This is a genomic window from Aquabacterium sp. OR-4, assembly GCF_025290835.2.
In the GTDB taxonomy this organism is placed as follows: domain Bacteria; phylum Pseudomonadota; class Gammaproteobacteria; order Burkholderiales; family Burkholderiaceae_C; genus Pseudaquabacterium.
In genome coordinates, this window is the sequence record NZ_JAOCQD020000001.1 from 1,055,556 (window position 1) to 1,074,020 (window position 18,465).

Sequence of the window (18,465 nt, forward strand, 5' to 3'; positions counted from 1 at the left end):
CGGCGCCCGTGCTCATTGGGCATTGGGCGGCCAGGCCTGCGGGTTGAATGCGAAGCCTTGATGGCAACGGCTTCGCAGTCCCCATGGCCTACACCTATGTTCCCGATCTGAAACCCTCGCTCGGCGTGCTGGGCGACAACACCTTGCTGATCGCCATTGGCCTCAGCGCGGTGATCGCCGTGGTGCTGGGCGGCCAGTTCGCCGAGCCACGCGCGGCCCTGCTGGGCACCCTGGTGCTGCTGGGCGCTACCGGCCTGGGCTATGCCACGGCGCGTGGCTCGCTCACCAGCCGGCTGATCCTCACCAGCGTGCTGGTCGGCTTTGTCACGCTGCACATCCACCTGTCGCGCGGCATGGTCGAGTTTCACTTCGGCGTGTTTGCCACGCTGGCGCTGCTGCTGGTGTACCGCGACTGGCGGCCCATCGTGCTGGCGGCGCTGGCCTTCATCGTGCTGCAGTTCGGCATGGATCGCCTGCAGGCCGCGGGCTGGGCCGTGTGGTGCCTTGACCGGCCCAGCCCGCTGCGTGTGCTGCTGCATGCCGCGTTCATCGTCGCCCAGGCGTCGGCCGAGTGGGTGCTGGCGCTCGGCATGGGCCGCATGGCGGCCGAGGGCGAGGAGCTCAGCCGCCTGGTGGCCGAGGTTGACCGTGGCGAGCAGATCGCGCTCGACGTTGACGCCGTGCCGGCCCGCACCGACGGCGGCCGCGCACTGAAGACCACGCTGCAGAAGATGGCCGCCGCGGTGGCTGCGCTGCGCGGCAGCACCCAGCGCATCAACGGCGCCAGCCACCAGATCGCCACGGGCAACCGCGACCTGAGCTTGCGCACCGAGCAGACCGCCGCCAACCTGCAGCGCACCGCCGCCGGCATGGCCGGCCTGGCCAGCGCCGCGCAGCAGTCGGACGCCAGCGCCGGCCAGGCCCATGCGCTGGCGCAAACGGCCTGCAGCGTGGCCGCCGAGGGGGGCGCGGTGATCGCCGAGGTGGTGGCCACCATGCAGGGCATCTCCGAAAGCTCGGAACGCATTGCCGACATCATCGGCATGATCGACGCCATCGCCTTCCAGACCAACCTGCTGGCGCTGAACGCCGCGGTGGAGGCGGCGCGTGCCGGCGACGCCGGCCGCGGCTTTGCGGTGGTGGCGGCCGAGGTGCGGCAACTGGCCGCACGCTCGGGCGGCGCGGCACGCGACATCCGCACGCTGATCGGCACCAGCGCCCAGCGCGTGGCCCACGGCGCCTCGCTGATGGACCGTGCCGGCGCCACCATGGGCGGCATCCAGCAGGCGGTGCAGCGCGTGAGCGCGCTGATGGCCGACCTGAGCGATCGCAGCCGCCAGCAGGCGCAGGAGGTGGGCCAGATGGGCGACAGCATGGCGCAGATGGACCAGGCCACCCAGCGCAACGCCGCCATGGTGGAGCAGATGGCCGCCGCCGCGGCCAGCCTGCAGGCCCAGGCCGACGAACTGGTGCAGACGGTGGCGGTGTTCGCCGCAGAAGGAGTGACGGCATGACCCAGTCCCTGGACATCACCCGGATCGACCAGCAGCAGCTGGCCGATGCGCAGTCGATCCGCTCGGTGTACGTGTACGAGCTGCCGGTGCGGGTGTGGCACCTGGTCAATGCGCTGGCCATCGTGGTGCTGGCGGTGAGCGGCTGGCTGATCGCACACCCGCTGCACTCACCCAGCGGCGAGGCCAGCAGCCACTACCAGATGGGCTACATCCGCTTTGCGCACTTCGCGGCCGGCTACCTGCTGGCGGTGGGGCTGCTGGGGCGGGTGTACTGGGCGGTGGTGGGCAACTGGTATGCGCGCGAGCTGTTCTGGGTGCCGCTGTTCCAGTGGGCCTACTGGCAGGACCTGTGGGCCATGCTCAAGTGGTACGGCTTCGTCAGCGCGCGGCCGGGCCAGTACATCGGCCACAACCCGCTGGCCCGGTTCTCGATGTTCTTCCTGTTCCTGCTGCCGCTGGTGTTCATGCTGCTCACCGGCTTTGCGCTGTACGCCGAAGGCCAGCAGGTGGGCTCATGGTTCGAGGGCATCTTCGGCTGGGTGATCCCGCTGTTCGGCAGCTCGCAGGACGTGCACACCGCCCACCACCTGGGCATGTGGACGGTGTTCTGCTTCGTCATCGTGCATGTCTACGCCACGGTGCGCGAGGAGATCCTGGGCCGCTCGAGCATGGTCAGCACCATGGTGTCGGGCTATCGCACCTTCAAGGACTAGTCCACGCAGCGGCAGGGCGCCTACTTGAAACCCAGCTGATGCGGCAGCCAGGTGCTGAGTGCCGGCACGAAGGTCAGCAGCAGCAGCACCACGCCGTGGGCGCACAGAAACGGCCGCAGCTCGCGCACCAGCGGGCCCATGGGCACCTTGGCCACGTTGGAGGTGACGAACAGCAGCCCGCCCACCGGTGGTGTCACCATGCCCAGCGTCAGGTTGTAGATCATCACCATGGCGAAGTGCACCGGGTCGATGCCCAGCTTCATGGCCACCGGCGCCAGCACCGGCGCCAGCACCATCACGCCCGGCAGCGGCTCGATGAAGATGCCGAACAGCAGCAGGAACACGTTCACCGCCAGCAGAAACGTGAACGGGCTGAACTGCTGCGCCACCATCCATTCGGCCAGCTTCTGCGGCAGGCCCTCGACGGTGAGCACCCAGGCAAACGAGGCCGACATGCCGATGATGATCAGCACCGAGGCGGTGAGCAGGGCCGAGCGCGCCAGGATGTCGGGCAGCATCCGCCACTCGAGCGTGCGGTAGACGAACTTGCCGCACACCAGCGCATAGAACACCGCCACCACCGAGGCCTCGGTGGGCGTGAACCAGCCGGCCCGCATGCCGCCCAGGATCAGCACCGGCAGCAGCAGCGCCGGCATGGCCTTCACGCTGGTGCTCAGCATCTGCTGCCAGTGGGTGCGCTCGTCGTCGCCACGGTAGTTGCGCTGGGTGGAGACGCGCCAGTTCACCACCGCCATGGCCACCGCGATCAGCAGGCCCGGCAGCATGCCGGCCATGAACAGCGCGCCCACCGACACGTTCTCGTCGGCCAGCGCGTAGATGATCATGATGATCGACGGCGGGATGATCGGCCCGACGATGGCGGTCGAGGCGGTCAGCGCGGCGGCATAGGCGCGGTCGTAGCCGGCCTTGTCCATCATGCGGATCATCATCGCGCCGGGGCCGGCGGCATCGGCCAGCGCCGAGCCCGAGATGCCCGAGAAGAAGGTCAGCCCCACCACATTGGTGTAGCCCAGGCCGCCGCGGCGGTGGCCCACGAACTGCGAGGCAAAGCGCAGCAGCACCTCGGTGAGCGAGCCGCCGCTCATCAACTCGGCGGCCAGGATGAAGAAGGGCACCGCCATCAGCGGAAAGCTGTCGATGCCGGTGAAGGTTTCCTTCAGCAGCACCAGCAGCGGGTAGTGGCTGCCCAGCAGCAGGGCGGTGACGGTGGACAGGCCCAGCGCAAACGCCACCGGCACGCCGATGGCCAGAAACACGCAGGCGGACAACAGCAGGATCAGGCTGGCGCTCACAACAGGTCCTCAGAGTGACGCACTGGCGTTGGCGTCAAAGTGGGCGTCAGCGGCGAACTCGCGGCCGCGCAGGTAGCCCCGCACGATGCAGGCCCAGTGCAGCAGCAGCAGCACGCCGCCAATGGGCATGGCCGCATAGATCCAGGCAAACGAGATCTGCGTGGCGGCGGTGGTCTGGTACTGCGCGCGCTCCATGTAGATCAGGCCGTACCAGACCATGAAGCCGAAGAACCCGGTCAGCAGCACCACCACCACCCAGCGCACCAGGCGGGCGGCCAGGGGCGGCAGGGCGTCCTGCAGGTTCTCGATGGCGATGTGGCCGCCATAGCGCAGCACCGGCCCGGCACCCAGGAAGGTGAGCCAGATCATCATGTGCCGCGCCACCTCCTCGGCCCACTCGATCGAGGCATGGGTCAGGTAGCGCAGCGCCACGTTGGCGAAGATGATCACCGACATGGCGGCCAACAGCCCGATCAGCGCCCAGCGGTTGACGGCCATCAGGCCGGTTTCGAATTTGCCCATGAACTTCGGCTCGGTCAAAGAAGGGCGCAAGGCCCAAGCCAGCGGCCGCCGCGCGAGCGGCCTGGCCGCGGCGCTGGCGGCACCCCCTGGGGCGAGGCGGCCAGGCCGCTTCGCGAAAAAGGGCTTACTTCACCGCCTGGATGGCGGCGATCTTGTCGGCGCCGAACTCCTTGGCGAAGTTGGCGTAGGCCGGCGTCACCGCCTTGCGGAAGCTGTCGCCGTCCACCTTCTCCACCACCTGCATGCCGTCCTTGCGCAGCTGGGCGATGCCGCTGGCCTCGTCGTCGTTGACCTTCTTGCGCTGCGCGGCGCCCGCCTTCACGGCGGCCTCGCTGAACACCTTCTTGTCGGCCTCGTTCAGCTTGCCCCACACCACCGGCGACAGGATGATCACCGCCGGCGAGTACACATGGCCGGTGAGCGACAGGTGCTTTTGCACCTGGCTGAACTTGCTGGCCAGGATCACCGGGATCGGGTTCTCCTGGCCGTCCACCGTGCCCTGCTGCAGCGCGCCGAACAGCTCGGGAAACGCCATCGGCGTGGGCAGCAGGCCGAAGGTCTTGTAGCCCTCCATGTGCACCTTGTTCTCCATGGTGCGCAGCTTCAGGCCGGCGGCGTCGGCGGCGCTGACGATGGGCCGCTTGTTGTTGGTCATGTGGCGAAAGCCGTTCTCGGTCCAGGCCAGGCCGATCAGGCCCTTCTTCTGCAGGGCCTTGAGCACGTCCTGGCCGATGGCGCCGTCCATGGTGTGGCGGGCATGGTCGTAGCCGCGAAACAGGAAGGGGATGTCGAACACCTTGACCTCGGGCACGAAGTTGCCCAGCGGCCCGGTGGAGGTGTTGACCAGATCCTGCGTGCCCAGCTGCACCGCCTCGATCATCTCGCGCTCGCCGCCCAGCGCGCTGCTGGGAAACTGCTGGCAGCTGTAGCGGTTGGCCGTGCCCTTGGCGATCTCGTCGCAGAACACCGCCGAGCCGACACCGTAGTGCGATTCCTTGGTGGTGGCGTAGCCGATCTTCAGCACGGTCTGGGCACCGGCGGCGCTGCCCAGCAGGGCGATGGCGGCGGCCAGGGTGGCGCGGGTGAGGGCGTGGCGGGCGGTCATGTCAGTCTCCTTGGGGGTGTTGGTGGTGGGAATGCGTGCACGGGGGCGATGGGTGTCTCAGGCCGCGGCGGCCGTGTCGCGCCAGCGGCGCAGCCAGGCCAGGCCGGCCGAGGTGCCGCCGGGGCCGGGCTGGCGCGGGCGGTACTCGCAGCCCACGAAGCCGCCGTAGCCCAGCTGGTCGAGCAGGCTGAACAGCCAGGGGTGGTTGATCTCGCCGGTGTCGGGCTCGTGGCGCTCGGGCACGCCGGCGATCTGGATGTGGCCCACCTGGCCGGTGGGCAGCCACTGGCGCAGCTTCATCGCCAGATCGCCCTCGACGATCTGCGCGTGGTACAGATCGAACTGCACCTTCAGGTTGGCGGCGCCCACGTCGCGCACCACGGCATGCGCGTCGTCCTGGCGGTTGAGAAAGAAGCCGGGCATGTCGCGCGGGTTGATCGGCTCGATCAGCACCTCGATGCCCTCGGGCGCGGCCTGCGCGGCGGCCCAGGCCAGGTTGGCGCAGTAGATGTCGCGCAGCTGCGCGCGGTCGGCCCCGGCCGGTGCCAGGCCGGCCACCACATGCACGCGCTTGCAGCCCAGCGTGCGGGCATAGGGCAGGGCCTGCTCGAGAAAGCCCTGCTGGAACTCGGCCTGGCGGCCGGGCAGGCAGGCGATGCCGCGCTCGCCGCCATCCCAGTGGCCCGGCGGGGCGTTGAACAGCGCCTGAGTCAGGCCATGGGCCTGCAGGCGCGCGGCGATCTCGCTGGCCGCAAAGGCATACGGAAACAGGTACTCCACCGCGTCGAAGCCATCGGCGGCGGCGGCGGCAAAGCGGTCGAGAAAGCCATGCTCGGGGTAGAGCATGCTCAGGTTGGCGGCAAAGCGGGGCATGGCGGGCTTTCGGTGCGGTTTGGCTCGGTTCAGTTCGGGCGTCGGGCGTCGGGCTACCAGACGGCGTTGAACTGCTGGCGCAGCTCGTCGATCTGGGCGTCGCTCAAGGGCGCCGGGCGCGGCGCCGCCATCAGCCACAGCCGGGCGGTCTCTTCCAGCTCTTCCAGCGTGGCCATGGCGGCGGCAGGCGAGTCGTGCCACACATTGGGGCCCAGGCGGTCGAGCATCACCGCGCGCAAGGGCTTGCCGGCCGCGCGCGCGGCGCCGATGGCCCGGGCGACGAGTTCGGCCGCGGCCGGATCGCCGGGGCGGTGGTACGGGATGCGTGGCACGCGGCCGACCTTCATCACGAAGTAGGGCGTGATCGGCGGCAGGATGGCGTCTTCGCGCCACACGCCCAGGCCGGCGGGTGCCAGGGTCAGCGCCACCAGGTGGCTGCTGTGGGTGTGCAATACGCAGCGCGCCTGCGGGTCGGCACCGTAGATCTGGCGGTGCAGGGCCAGGGTCTTGCTGGCGCGGTCGCCGTCGAGTTGGGTGCCGTCGGCCGCCACATGGGCCAGGCGAGCGGGGTCGAGAAAGCCCAGGCAGGCATCGGTGGGCGTGATCAGCCAGCCGCCGGCCTGGCCCGCGCTGTCGGGCAGGCGCACGCTGATGTTGCCGGCCGTGGCATGCACGTAGCCACGCTCGAACAGCGAGCGGCCGACGCGGCAGATCTCGTCGCGCAGCGCGGCGTGGGTGGTCATGCGCCGGCCTCGCTGGCGGCCAGCGCCTCGGCAAAGAAGTCAGGCCCGCCGAAGTTGCCCGACTTCAGCGCCAGCAGCAGGGCGCGGCCAGGCTGAGCCTCGGCACGCGTCCAGGGCACACCGGGGCAAATGGGCGCGCCGATGCGCAGCAGCGGCACATCGAGCGCCTGCACCACGGCGCCCGAGGTTTCGCCACCGGCCACCACCAGGCGCTGCACGCCGGCGGCCACCAGGCCGCAGGCCACCTGGGCCAGGGCCTGCTCCACCAGCGCGCCGGCGCGGGCGGCACCCAGCTCGGCCTGCACGGCCTTCAACGCGGCGGGTTCGGCGGTGGCATAGACCAGCGGCGTGCCGGCTTGCGCCAGCGCCCAGGCCAGGGCCTGCGCGGCCACCGGCTCGCCGCGCGCCAGGGCCCGCGGGTCGATGGCCAGGGCCGGCTGGCCGGCGGCGATCCAGCGGGCCACCTGGGCATTGGTGGCCTGCGAGCACGAGCCCGACAGCAGCGCGGCGCGGCCTCCGGCCAGGCCCAGTGCGGCGGCCTGGGCATCGGGCTGCAGCCAGCCGCGGCGGGCATAGGCCGGCGGCAGGCCCAGCGCCACGCCCGAGCCGGCCACCAGCAGCGGCGCATCGGCCACCGCCTCGCCCAGGGTGCGCAGGTCGTCGTTGCCGATGGCGTCGGCAATCACCAGCGCCACGCCTTCGCGCTGCAGCGCCGACAGCCGCTCACGCGTGGCGTCAGGCCCCTGGGCCACGCTGTCGTAGCGCAGCAGGCCCACGCGCTGCGCGGTTTGCGCCTGCAGCACGCGCACCAGGTTGGCATCGCCCATCGGCGTCAGCGGATGCTCGCGCATGCCCGAGTCGCTGAGCAACTGGTCGGCCACGAACAGGTGGCCGCGAAAGACCGTGCGGCCGTTCTCTGGAAAGGCCGGGCAGGCGATGGCCTGGGCGGCGCCCAGCTCGGCCATCAAGGCCTCGGCCACCGGACCGATGTTGCCGGCCGGCGTGGAATCGAAGGTCGAGCAGACCTTGAAGTAGATCTGCCGCGCGCCACGCGCACGCAGCCAGCGCGCGGCGGCCAGCGAATCGGCCACCGCCTCGGCGGCTGGGCAGGTGCGCGACTTCAGTGCCACCACCACGGCCTGGGCCGGCGGCAGCGCGGCGCCCTCGGCCGGCACGCCGAGGGTCTGCACCGTGCGCAGGCCGGCGCGCACCAGCATGCTGGCCACGTCGGTGGCGCCGGTGAAGTCATCGGCGATGACGCCGAGCAGCAGCGGTGCGCCCACGCTCATTCTTCGCCCCCGGCGGTGGCCGGCCCGCCGCCGGGCAGGGTGATGCCCGACAAGGCGGCGTAGAGCTTGATCACCGCGCTGTCGTCCTCGGCGCCATGGCCGGCGGCGGCGGTGCCCAGGTAGAGCTGGTGCGCGGTGGCCGCCAGCGGCAGCGGAAACTTCAGCGTGCGCGCGGCGTCGAGCACGATGCCGAGATCCTTGATGAAGATGTTCACCGCCGACAGCGGCGTGTAGTCACCGGCCAGGATGTGCGGCACGCGGTTGGCGAACATCCAGCTCGAACCGGCTGAGTGGGTGATCACCTCGTACAGCGCATGCGCATCGGCGCCGGCGCGGATGCCCAGCGCCATGGCCTCGCAGGCGGCGGCGATGTGCACGCCGGCCAGGTGCTGGTTGACCATCTTCACCGTGCTGCCCACGCCGGCGCGCTCGCCCAGGCGGTACACCTTGCCGGCATAGGCGGCCAGCAGCTCGCCAGCGGCGGCAAAGGCCTCGGGCCGGGCCGAGGCCATCACGGTCATCTCGCCGGCCGCGGCCTTGGCCGCGCCACCCGACACCGGCGCGTCGATCAGGTGCAGGCCGCGCTCGGCCAGGCGCGCCTCCCATTGCGGCGGCAGGTTGGGGTCGACCGTGGCGGCGGTGATCACCACCGCGCCGGGCTTCATCACCGCGGCGATGCCGGGCTGCGCGCCACCATCGCCGAACAGCAGGCTCTCGGTTTGCGCGGCGGTGACCACCAGCACCAGCACCGCGTCGCTCTGCGCGGCCAGCTCGGCGGCGCTGGCCGCCACCTGGCCGCCGGCGGCGCGAAACTTCGCGCAGGCGGCCTCGTTGAGGTCGAAGCCGATCGTCGGCGTGCCGCGGCGCAGTGCGCTGAGCGCAGCGCCCAGGCCCATCGAGCCCAGGCCGATGACGCCGAGCGTGCGCGCGGCGGGAGAAGAGGTGTCGGTGCTCATGTGGATCGTCCCGGTCGGGTGGCGGCGCGGGTGAGGGCGTCGCGGATCAGGTCTTCGGCGGCATGCAGGCGTTGCTCGGCCTGGGCCATGTGGTTGCGTGCGGCGGCGCGGGCGCCGGCCGCGTCGCCGCGGCGGATGGCATCGACCAGCGCGCGGTGCTCCAGGCGCACGGCGTCGGCAAAGTCCTGGCGCTGGGCTTCGTTGCCACGGGTCACGCGCATGGCCTCGCGCAGGTACTGCTCCAGGTGGTTGAGCAGGCGGCCGAACTGCGGGTTGCCGCTGGCCTCGGCGATGGCGCGGTGGAAGGCCAGATCCTCGGGCACGCCATCGCGGCCGGCGGCGGTGGCGTCGGCGATGCGCTGCAGCGCCACCGCGATGGCCTGGCGCTGGCCGGGCGTGGCGCGCTGCGCGGCCAGCGCGGCGATCTCGCCCTCGAGTGCGCCCCGCACCTCCACCACCTGCAGCACGGCGTCCAGATCGGTCAGCACCTCGGGGTCGAAGTCGAGCGCGCGCGCCGCGCCGGCCGGCGCCACGTACACGCCCGAACCCTGGCGCGCCACCAGGCGCCCGGCCGCGCGCAGCCGGCTGACCGCCTCGCGCACCACGGTGCGCGACACGCCGTACTGCGCCGCCAGCGCCTGCTCGGTGGGCAGGCGCTGCTCGGGTGCCAGCTCGCCCGAATCGAGCAGCTGCTTCAGCGTCGCGGCCAGGCGATCGGACAGGCGCTCGGCCCGCATCGGCTGGGCCAGCCGGCGCATGGGCGGCGTGCTTGAAGTCATCGGGTCATCATACAAATTTGATGACGCGAACCCGATGCGGACAAACCCGCGCGGCGGGCATCAAAAAGGGCGCCCGTGGGCGCCCTGTGGGCTGTGCGGCCGCAGCCGCTGCTGAACCCGCGGCCGGCGCGGCTGCCTGGGTCGGGTGGCGCCGGATCAGCCGGCCGGGCGCACCAGCGAGGGCTCGAAATGCGCCGGCACCTGCAGGCCCAGCAGCGTCACGATGGTGGCCGCGGCATTGGCCAGGCCGGGCTGGGCCACCTCGGCCAGCTGCCAGGCGCGGCCGCTGTAGTCGCGCACGATGAAGGGCACCAGGCTGCGGGTGTGCGAGGTGCGGCCCATCGGCTGGCCGGCGGCGTCCTTCAGCGGCTGGCCCTTGCCGTCGCGCTCGACCATGTCCTCGGCATTGCCATGGTCGGCGGTGACGATCAGGCACAGCTGCTGCGCCTGCGCCGCCTGCATCAGCCGGCCCACCGCCAGGTCGACCGCCTCCACCGCCAGGATGGCCGCCTCGAGCTTGCCGGTGTGGCCGACCATGTCGCCGCCGGCAAAGTTGGCGCGCACGAACTGGTAGCCCGGATCGGCGATGGCCTCGAGCAGCGCGTCGGCGGTCTCGGCGCTCTTCATCCATGGCCGCTGGTCGAACGACACGCGGTCGGACGGGATCTCGAGGTAGGTCTCGGTGGCGTCGTTGAACTTGCCCGAGCGGTTGCCGTTCCAGAAGTAGGTGATGTGGCCGAACTTCTGCGTCTCGGCGCAGGCGAACTGGCGCACGCCGCTGTCGGCCAGGCATTCCGACACCGTGTCGGACACCGCCGCCGGGGCCACCAGAAAATGCGCCGGGATGCCGGCATCGCCGTCGTACAGCATCATGCCGGCGAAGAACACCTGCGGCACGCGCTGGCGCTCGAACTCGGTGAAGCCGGCACCCTCGGTGAAGGCGCGCGTGATCTCGATGGCGCGGTCGCCGCGAAAGTTGAACAGCACCACCGCGTCGCCATCGTGCACCGTGCCGCAGGCCTGGCCCTGGGCATCGGCCACCACGAAGGCCGGCACATACTGGTCGCTGAGGTCGGCGGTGGCCGCGCGGGCGGCCTGCAGTGCCGCCAGCGCCGAGGCAAACACCGGCGCCTGGCCCAGCACATGGGTCTGCCAGCCGCGCGCCACCATCGGCCAGTCGGCGCCATAGCGGTCCATCGTGATCGCCATGCGGCCGCCGCCCGAGGCGATGCAGGCATCGATGCCATGCGCCTGGCGCAGCGCCGCCAGGTGCTGCTCGAGCCGCTCGAGGTGCACATGGGCGGTCTTGTCCATCACGTCGCGGCCATCCAGCAGCACATGCACGCGCACCCGCTTGAGGCCCTCGAGCGCCGCGCGGTCGAGCATGGCGAACAGGTGGCGTTCGTGGGCATGCACGTTGCCGTCCGACAGCAGGCCCAACAGGTGCAGCGTGCCGCCGCTGGCCTGCACGCTGCCGACCACGTCGCGCCAGCAGCCCTGCCAGATCGCGCCCGAGGCGATGGCCGTCTCCACCGAGCTGGCGCCCTGCGGAAACACGCGGCCGGCGCCGAGGATGTTGTGGCCGACCTCGGAGTTGCCGATGTCGCCGTCGGACGGCAGACCCACGGCCGTGCCATGCGCGCGAATGGCGGTCACCAGGGCCTCGCGGCGCAGCTGGTCCAGGTTGGGCGTGCGCGCCAGCGCCACCGCATCGAAGGCGTCGCCCGGGCCGTCGCCCACACCATCCAGCACCAGGAACACGACGCGGGCAGGGGCTTGGGCAGGGCTGAGTTTCATGGCGGATCGGTCAGGGGGTGGGGCTGAAGACGCCGGGAGTCTAGCTGCGGCGCCCCGCACCGCGCGCGCCGCCGGCAGCGCCATGGCGCCCCGGCCACGGCGGCCGGCGGCCCGGGCGCCGGCATAATCGCGGGCTCCCCATTTCCTGAGACGGCAACGTGAAGTTCATCATCGACAACTGGATGCTGATCGCCCTGGCGCTTGTCTCGGGCGGCATCCTGCTGTGGCAAGCACTGCAGAAGGGCTCCGGCATCGGCACCACCCAGGCCGTGGCCCTGATCAACCGCGAGAAGGGCGTGCTGATCGATGTGAGCGAGCCGGCCGAATACGCCGCCGGCCATCCGCAGGGCGCGCGCAACGTGCCGCTGGCCCAGCTGGCCGGCGCCAAGGAGCTGCCGTCGAACAAGGCGCTGCCGGTGATCCTGGTGTGCGCCAGCGGGGCGCGCGCCAGCCGCGCCGCGGGCCAGCTGCGCAAGGCCGGCCACGAACGCGCGGTGGCGCTGCACGGCGGCCTGGCTGCCTGGCGCGAGGCCAATCTGCCGGTCGAGAAGGCTTGAGCGGCTGAGCGCCGCTGCCGCTGCCGGGTGGCGCCTGCCACAGCCGGCATCGGCCCACAAACATGCAGGGGTATCGCACGGCTGCCACAATTTGCAGCCCCGCAACTCACGCACCCAGTGCCACGCCATGAACCCGGTCCGCATGTACACGACCCAGGTCTGCCCCTACTGCGTGCGCGCCAAGGCCTTGTTGCAGCAGCGCGGCGTGGCCACGATCGAGGAAGTGCGTGTGGATCTGCTGCCCGAGCGCCGCGACGAAATGATCGAGCTGACCGGCCGCCGCACGGTGCCGCAGATCTTCATCGGCGCCACCCATGTGGGCGGCTGCGACGACCTGATGGCGCTCGACCGCAGCGGCGGCCTGCTGCCCCTGCTGCAGGGCGCCTGAGCGGCGGCTGCCCGGGCGCTTGGGGCGGCCCGGCGGGGCTGGTTTCAACGCATCGGCGCCGCGCCGAAGCGTCACATCGGCTGCGCCATAATCCGCGCCGCAGTCAGCCCGCGGGTCCATGTCGAGACGGCATGTGGCGGCGGGCCTTTTTTCATCCCCAGCGATTGAGCGCCATGGCCGACCAAGACGATACCCCCGTGTTCCAGATCCAGCGCATGTATCTGAAGGATCTGTCGCTGGAGCAGCCCAACTCGCCGCAGATCCTGCTCGAGCAGCAGCAGCCGCAGGTCGACATCAACCTGTCGATGGGCGCCGAGGGCGTGGCCGACGGCATCTTCGAAGTCACGGTCACCGCCACCGTCACCACCAAGGTCGGCGAGCGCACGCTGTTCCTGGTGGAGGCCAAGCAGGCCGGCATCTTCGAGATCCGCCATGTGCCGCAAGACCAGCTGCAGGGCATCCTGAGCATCGTCTGCCCGCAGATGATCTACCCGTACCTGCGCGCCATCGTGTCCGACGTGTGCACGCGTGCCGGCTTCCCGCCGATCCTGCTCACCGAGGTGAACTTCCAGGCCATGTTCGAAGCCCAGCAGGCCCAGGCCGGCGGCAACGGCGCGAACTGAGCCCGACCGGGTTCTTGCACACCGGCAGTCGGCCACGCCGCTGCCGCTGACCGACATGGGTACTGACTTGTCCGTGGTCGTGTGGGGCGCGGGTGCCTGGGGCACGGCACTGGCCGTGGCCGCCGCACCGCGCCACCGCGTGCTGCTGTGGGCGCGCGACGCCGACCAGGCCGCCGAGATGGCGCGCACGCGGCGCAATGCGCGCTATCTGCCCGAGGTGGTGCTGCCCGAGGCGCTGGAGATCAGTGCCGATGCCGGGCTGGCCGCGGCGCGCAGCGCCGAGGGCTTGGCCATCATCGGCGCGCCCACCGCCGGGCTGCGCGAGCGTCTTGCGGCCTTGCCCGTGGCCACGCGCGTGCTGTGGCTCAGCAAGGGCTTCGAGCAGAACACCGGCGCGCTGGGCCACGAGATCGCGCGCGCCATCCGGCCCGATCTGCGCGCCGGCGTGCTGTCGGGCCCGAGCTTCGCGCTCGAGGTGGCGCGTGGCCAGCCCACCGCGCTGGTGGCCGCCAGTGCCGATGCCGCGCTGTGCGATCTGGCGGTGCAGGCCTTCCACAGCGAGAGCCTGCGCGTCTACACCTCGCCCGATGCGGTGGGCGTGGAAGTGGGTGGCGCGGTGAAAAACGTGATGGCCATCGCCACCGGCATTGCCGACGGCCTGCAGCTGGGCCAGAACGCGCGCGCCGCACTCATCACCCGCGGCCTGGCCGAGATGACCCGCCTGGGCCTGGCGCTGGGTGCGCGGGCCGACACCTTCATGGGCTTGTCGGGCCTGGGTGACCTGGTGCTCACCGCCACCGGCGACCTGTCGCGCAACCGCAAGGTGGGCCTGCTGCTGGCCGAGGGCCGGGCGCTGCCCGAGATCCTGGCCTGCCTGGGCCATGTGGCCGAGGGCGTCTACACCGCCGCCACGCTGCAGCAGCGTGCCCAGGACCTGGGTGTGGACATGCCCATCACCGACGCCGTGGTGGCCGTGCTGCAGGGCCGCGCCACACCCGGCCAGGCGCTGCGCGAGCTGATGCGGCGCGAGGCGCGCGCCGAGCTGGCGCACCGCGCCGGCTGAGCGTCAGGCACCCTCTCGCGGCCCAGGCGCCGCGGCCTGGCTCAGCTGCCGCCGTCGTAGGCCAACTGGCGCCAGGCGTCGAACACCACCACGGCCACGGCATTGCTGAGGTTCAGGCTGCGCTGGCCGGCGCGCATCGGCAGCCGCACCCGGCGCTCGCTGGCAAAGCCCTCGCGCACCGCCTCGGGCAGGCCGCCCGACTCGCTGCCGAAGACAAACCAGTCACCGGCCTGCCAGCCCTGGCGCGAGGCCTCGGCCAGCGCCAGCGCGCCGCGGGTGGTGAACGCGAAGGCCCGGCCGCCGCTGGCCTGCCGCACCTGCTGCAGCGCGGCCCAGTCGGCATGGCGGTGCACCGCGGCGTACTCGTGGTAGTCGAGCCCGGCGCGGCGCAGCAGCTTGTCGTCCATCGAGAAGCCCAGTGGCTCCACCAGATGCAGCGCACAGCCGGTGTTGGCTGCCAGGCGGATCACGTTGCCGGTGTTGGGCGGGATCTCGGGATGCACGAGCACGATGTTGAACATGGGCGACGATTGTCGCGTGTGGCTCAGCGCTCGGGTGCCGGTGTGCGCGCCAGCACCCACAGCTGCACGCTGGCCGCGCCGGCCGTCAGCAGGGCCTGGGCCGCGGCCTCGGCGGTGGCGCCGGTGGTCAATACATCGTCCACCAGCGCCACATGCCGGCCGGCCAGGTGCGCTGCGCCATCGGGGGTGACCCACATCGCCGCGCGCAGGTTGTGCAGGCGCTGCGTGCGGCTGGCGCCCACCTGGTGTGGCGTGTCGCGCAGGCGCAGCAGCCAGCCGGCATGCGCCGGCAGGCCGCGCCGGGCAGCCAGATGCCGGGCCAGTTGCCAGGCCTGGTTGTAGCCGCGCTCGGCCAGCCGGGCAGGTGCCAGCGGCACCGGCAGCACCACGTCGGCCGGTGGCGCGGCCGGGTGCCGGCGCAGCGCGGCGTCGATCAGGCCGGAGAAGGCCGGTGCCCACTCGGGCTGCTGCTGGAACTTGAAGGCGCCGATCAGCCGGTCCCAGGGAAAGCCGTAGTCCACCGCGGCCACGGTGGCGGCCACCGCGGGCGGCCGTGCCAGACAGGCGCCGCAGGCGCCGGCCTGCACCACCGCCAGGGCACAGCGCAGGCAGCGCGGCGTGGCCGCGGCAAAGCGCAGCCGGCACGGCGCGCACAGTGCGCCCGGGGCCCAGCTGCCGCACAGTGCACAAGGCCCTGGCATGGCGCCTGCCAGGCCGCGCCAGAGCTCGCGCAAGGTCTTGGCGGGGCGGTCCGCCGGGGTGGACATCGGCTCAATATACTGCGCGCCCATGCCCGATTCGCGCCCGCCGCAGCCCCTTGTCGATGCCCGGGCGCTGGCGCGGCAACTTGACCGCCTGGCCCGCGCCGAGGCGCCGCCCTGGCTGCATCAGGAGGTGGCGCGGCGCATGGCCGAGCGCCTGGTGGTGATGCGCGAGACGCCGTCGCAATGGCTGGACTGGTGGGCCTGGCTGGGGGCTGGCGCGCAGCCGGTGCAGGCCCTGTGGCCGCAGGCCGAGCGGCGTGTCGTCGAGCCCACGCCGGCCCTGGCCGAGCGCAGCCGCGCCACGCTGCAGGCACCCTGGTGGGCCTGGCGCCGGCGCCAGGCACTGGCCCAGGCGGTGCTGGACGAAACGGCCGTGCCACCCGGCCAGGCGCAAATGCTGTGGGCCAGCATGGTGCTGCACGCCGTGCCCGACCCGGTGGCGCTGATGGCGCGCTGGCACGCGGCGCTGGCCGTGGGTGGCTTCCTGATGTTCTCGAGCTTCGGCCCCGACACCTGGCGCGAGCTGCGTTCGCTGTATGCAGCGGCCGGCTGGCCGGCGCCGCATCCGCCCTTCACCGACATGCACGACATCGGCGACCAGCTGGTGCATGCCGGCTTTGCCGATCCGGTGATGGACCAGGAGACCTTGCGCCTGCACTGGTCCTCGCCCGAGGCGCTGCTGGCCGAGTTGCGCAGCCTGGGTGGGCATCTGGGCGCGGGCCGCCTGCCGGGCCTGCGCACGCCGCGCTGGCGCCAGCGCCTGCTCGCCGCCCTGGCCGAGCGCGCCGACAGCCAGGGCCGCATCGGGCTGACGGTCGAGATCGTCTATGGCCATGCCTTCAAGGCGGCGCCCCGCGCCCGGCCCGGCGAGCCGGTGACGGTGTCGCTCGATGGCCTGCTCGCGTCAATGAAACAAGGCCGTCCGTTGCGCTGAAGCCGCCATGTCCGCGCGGTCTGGTCGCGCATGCGCCAATGCTGCTGCACTGCTCAGCTAGAATTCAGAATTGTTGACGTGGCACAGATCCCGGTGCATTGACGTGGATCGCGCCCTCCAGGCTTGTTCTGGGTCAACAGGAAGGTCGGTCGTGCGCCCGGGCCCGGGCGCCTCGACCCGCGATGACGCAACTGCCCGTGCCCTCAATGCCATGACCGCCGCCTTCGCTTCCAGCCCCTGGCCCGCGCCCTCTGCTCACAGGTCGGACAAGGGTTGGCGCTTTGCGCAGCAGCTGGAGGCGCCGGCAGGCTGGTGCTTCGATTTGAGACGCAATGTCTCGATTTCGCCGCGTCAACTGATCGCCGCCTACCTGTTGCTGTGCTCGGTTTCACTGCTGGTCGCAGGGGGATTCTGGTGGCATGGTGTTGGGTTGGTGGTGGTTTTCACGGGCATTGAATTGGTGGCCGTCGGGGTGGCGATGCTGATGGTGGCGCGCCATGCCGGCGACCGCGAGACGGTCACGCTGAGCGGTCGCGAGGTGGCCGTCGAGCAGCGTGTCGGCCCCGGGGTCGAGCGCGTGACGTTCCGCGCCGAATGGTTGAGGGTGGAGCCAGCGGCCGAAGACGGCTCGCTGGTCGAGTTGTCCGGCGAAGGCCGCAGCGTGCGCATCGGGCGTCACGTGCGGCCTGAACTGCGGGTGGAACTCGCACGGGAGCTGCGCCGCGCGCTGCGCCTGTTGCGCAGCACCGGCGATCGGGTTGTGGTTCACGAACAGCAGCAATGACAAAGATGACGAAGAACACGAGGTGGCAACGGATCGGTCAAAGCCTGACCGGTCTGCTCGCGGCGGCAGCCGCGCAATCGGCGCTGGCCGTCAACAACCTGCCCGGCGGGCCGGCGGTGAACCAGCTCGATCTGCATCCGCCGATCACCAAGATCGCTGCCGAGGTGCAGACCCTGCACTACGGCCTGCTGGTCGTCTGCGCGGTGATCTTCGTCGCGGTGTTCGGCGTGATGTTCTATTCGATCATCAAGCACCGCAAGTCGGTCGGCGCCAAGTCGGCGCACTTCCACGAGAGCGTGGCGGTCGAGATCGCCTGGACCATCGTGCCCTTCGTCATCGTCACGGCCATGGGCCTGGCGGCCACCAAGACCGTGGTGGCCATGAAGGACACCAGCAATGCCGACCTCACCATCAAGGCCACCGGCTACCAGTGGAAATGGGGCTACGACTACCTGAAGGGCGAAGGCGAAGGCATCGGCTTCGTCTCCACGCTCGACGTCGCGCAGCGCCAGATGTCCGACGCCGGCAAGCCCGCCGGTGACGACTACCTGCTGAAGGTCGACAACCCGCTGGTGGTGCCGGTCAACAAGAAGATCCGCATCATCACCACCGCCAACGACGTGATCCACGCCTGGATGGTGCCGGCCTTCGCGGTCAAGCAGGACGCCATCCCCGGCTTCGTGCGCGACACCTGGTTCCGCGCCGAGAAGGTGGGCGATTTTTATGGTCAGTGCGCCGAGCTGTGCGGCAAGGAGCACGCCTACATGCCCATCCACGTGAAGGTGCTGGCGCAGGCCGACTACGCCAAGTGGGTGGAAGGCAAGAAGAAGGAACTGGCCGCCAAGGCCGATGATCCGGCCAAGGTCTGGAAGCTCGAAGATCTGGTGACCCGTGGCGAGAAGGTCTACAACGCCAACTGCGCGGTCTGCCACAAGCCCGACGGCAAGGGCGCCGGCCCGATCAAGGCGGTGGATGGTTCGGCCCTGGTGCTGGATGCCGACAAGGGCAAGCAGATCGCCGTGCTGCTGAACGGCCAGAACAATGGTGCGATGCCGGCCTGGAAGAGCCTGTCCGATACCGAGATCGCCGCCGTGATCACGTACACCAAGAACAGCTGGTCGAACAAGACCGGCCAGGTGGTGCAGCCGGCCGAGATCCTTGCCGCGCGCAAGTGATCCACCGCTCCCACCCTTTTTGCACCCGACTGCCAAGCAAAGGCCTCGCACC

At 71.1% G+C, this 18,465-nt stretch carries 20 protein-coding genes; 9 read left to right on the forward strand and 11 right to left on the reverse strand.

The genetic code is table 11. The features are described 5' to 3' along the window. Positions 1 to 83: 83 nt before the first annotated feature. Both N4G63_RS04425 and cybH read left to right on the forward strand, forming a co-directional pair. Positions 84 to 1,514: a methyl-accepting chemotaxis protein gene (locus N4G63_RS04425; RefSeq protein WP_260790352.1), complete on the forward strand. Its 1,431-nt coding sequence runs from the start codon at positions 84 to 86 to the stop codon at positions 1,512 to 1,514. Next, the gene (gene cybH / locus N4G63_RS04430) at positions 1,511 to 2,227 is read left to right on the forward strand and encodes a Ni/Fe-hydrogenase, b-type cytochrome subunit (protein ID WP_314599391.1); all 717 of its coding nucleotides are present in this window, start codon (positions 1,511 to 1,513) and stop codon (positions 2,225 to 2,227) included. Before N4G63_RS04425 ends, cybH begins: the two co-directional genes overlap by 4 nt. 20 nt (positions 2,228 to 2,247) lie before the next feature. Here cybH and N4G63_RS04435 read toward each other — a convergent pair whose 3' ends face one another. From N4G63_RS04435 to gpmI, 9 genes are all read right to left on the reverse strand, one after another. Then, a complete protein-coding gene (locus tag N4G63_RS04435; protein ID WP_260790354.1) occupies positions 2,248 to 3,540 on the reverse strand; it encodes a TRAP transporter large permease in 1,293 nt (430 codons plus the stop codon). Positions 3,541 to 3,549: 9 nt separating this feature from the next. Then, positions 3,550 to 4,062, reverse strand: coding sequence for a TRAP transporter small permease (locus N4G63_RS04440; protein ID WP_260790355.1), 513 nt, complete (start codon positions 4,060 to 4,062; stop codon positions 3,550 to 3,552). 124 nt (positions 4,063 to 4,186) lie between these two features. Continuing rightward, positions 4,187 to 5,167 carry a TRAP transporter substrate-binding protein gene (locus tag N4G63_RS04445; protein WP_260790356.1) on the reverse strand — a complete coding sequence of 327 codons (981 nt, stop codon included), beginning with the start codon at positions 5,165 to 5,167 and terminating at the stop codon, positions 4,187 to 4,189. Positions 5,168 to 5,224: 57 nt separating this feature from the next. Next, the gene (otnI, locus tag N4G63_RS04450; protein WP_260790357.1) at positions 5,225 to 6,040 is read right to left on the reverse strand and encodes a 2-oxo-tetronate isomerase; all 816 of its coding nucleotides are present in this window, start codon (positions 6,038 to 6,040) and stop codon (positions 5,225 to 5,227) included. 53 nt (positions 6,041 to 6,093) lie between these two features. Beyond that, positions 6,094 to 6,783 carry a class II aldolase/adducin family protein gene (locus N4G63_RS04455; RefSeq protein WP_260790358.1) on the reverse strand — a complete coding sequence of 230 codons (690 nt, stop codon included), beginning with the start codon at positions 6,781 to 6,783 and terminating at the stop codon, positions 6,094 to 6,096. Beyond that, positions 6,780 to 8,072, reverse strand: a complete 1,293-nt coding sequence (gene otnK / locus N4G63_RS04460; protein ID WP_260790359.1) for a 3-oxo-tetronate kinase — start codon at positions 8,070 to 8,072, stop codon at positions 6,780 to 6,782. The genes N4G63_RS04455 and otnK overlap by 4 nt, the downstream gene beginning before the upstream one ends. Next, positions 8,069 to 9,028, reverse strand: a complete 960-nt coding sequence (gene ltnD, locus N4G63_RS04465; protein WP_260790360.1) for an L-threonate dehydrogenase — start codon at positions 9,026 to 9,028, stop codon at positions 8,069 to 8,071. The genes otnK and ltnD overlap by 4 nt, the downstream gene beginning before the upstream one ends. Continuing rightward, positions 9,025 to 9,807 (reverse strand): FadR/GntR family transcriptional regulator, encoded by a 783-nt coding sequence (locus N4G63_RS04470; protein WP_260790361.1) that lies wholly within the window; start codon positions 9,805 to 9,807, stop codon positions 9,025 to 9,027. The genes ltnD and N4G63_RS04470 overlap by 4 nt, the downstream gene beginning before the upstream one ends. A 156-nt stretch (positions 9,808 to 9,963) precedes the next feature. After that, complete coding sequence (gpmI, locus tag N4G63_RS04475; protein ID WP_260790362.1) at positions 9,964 to 11,604, reverse strand: 2,3-bisphosphoglycerate-independent phosphoglycerate mutase; 1,641 nt, start codon at positions 11,602 to 11,604, stop codon at positions 9,964 to 9,966. Positions 11,605 to 11,762: 158 nt separating this feature from the next. Between gpmI and N4G63_RS04480 the strand changes: the two genes are divergently transcribed. The 4 genes from N4G63_RS04480 to N4G63_RS04495 all read left to right on the forward strand — a co-directional run bounded on the left by N4G63_RS04480 (position 11,763) and on the right by N4G63_RS04495 (position 14,235). After that, positions 11,763 to 12,161: a rhodanese-like domain-containing protein gene (locus N4G63_RS04480; RefSeq protein WP_260790363.1), complete on the forward strand. Its 399-nt coding sequence runs from the start codon at positions 11,763 to 11,765 to the stop codon at positions 12,159 to 12,161. A gap of 127 nt (positions 12,162 to 12,288) precedes the next feature. Continuing rightward, positions 12,289 to 12,549, forward strand: coding sequence for a glutaredoxin 3 (gene grxC, locus N4G63_RS04485; protein WP_260790364.1), 261 nt, complete (start codon positions 12,289 to 12,291; stop codon positions 12,547 to 12,549). Positions 12,550 to 12,722: 173 nt separating this feature from the next. Then, complete coding sequence (gene secB, locus N4G63_RS04490; RefSeq protein ID WP_260790365.1) at positions 12,723 to 13,172, forward strand: protein-export chaperone SecB; 450 nt, start codon at positions 12,723 to 12,725, stop codon at positions 13,170 to 13,172. Between the two features lie 67 nt (positions 13,173 to 13,239). Then, positions 13,240 to 14,235, forward strand: a complete 996-nt coding sequence (locus N4G63_RS04495) for an NAD(P)H-dependent glycerol-3-phosphate dehydrogenase (protein ID WP_260790366.1) — start codon at positions 13,240 to 13,242, stop codon at positions 14,233 to 14,235. A gap of 41 nt (positions 14,236 to 14,276) precedes the next feature. On the opposite strand, the gene N4G63_RS04500 is transcribed toward N4G63_RS04495, so the two are convergent. Next, positions 14,277 to 14,756 carry a tRNA (cytidine(34)-2'-O)-methyltransferase gene (locus N4G63_RS04500; protein WP_260790367.1) on the reverse strand — a complete coding sequence of 160 codons (480 nt, stop codon included), beginning with the start codon at positions 14,754 to 14,756 and terminating at the stop codon, positions 14,277 to 14,279. A 23-nt stretch (positions 14,757 to 14,779) separates the two neighbouring features. Then, complete coding sequence (locus tag N4G63_RS04505; RefSeq protein ID WP_260790368.1) at positions 14,780 to 15,523, reverse strand: ComF family protein; 744 nt, start codon at positions 15,521 to 15,523, stop codon at positions 14,780 to 14,782. A gap of 22 nt (positions 15,524 to 15,545) precedes the next feature. Between N4G63_RS04505 and N4G63_RS04510 the strand changes: the two genes are divergently transcribed. The 3 genes from N4G63_RS04510 to coxB all read left to right on the forward strand — a co-directional run bounded on the left by N4G63_RS04510 (position 15,546) and on the right by coxB (position 18,413). After that, entirely contained in the window at positions 15,546 to 16,454 is a 909-nt protein-coding gene (locus N4G63_RS04510) for a class I SAM-dependent methyltransferase (RefSeq protein WP_260790369.1), read from the forward strand. A 211-nt stretch (positions 16,455 to 16,665) separates the two neighbouring features. Further along, positions 16,666 to 17,238: a DUF2244 domain-containing protein gene (locus tag N4G63_RS04515; RefSeq protein ID WP_260790370.1), complete on the forward strand. Its 573-nt coding sequence runs from the start codon at positions 16,666 to 16,668 to the stop codon at positions 17,236 to 17,238. A gap of 5 nt (positions 17,239 to 17,243) precedes the next feature. Further along, entirely contained in the window at positions 17,244 to 18,413 is a 1,170-nt protein-coding gene (gene coxB, locus N4G63_RS04520; protein WP_260790650.1) for a cytochrome c oxidase subunit II, read from the forward strand. Positions 18,414 to 18,465 lie beyond the last annotated feature (52 nt).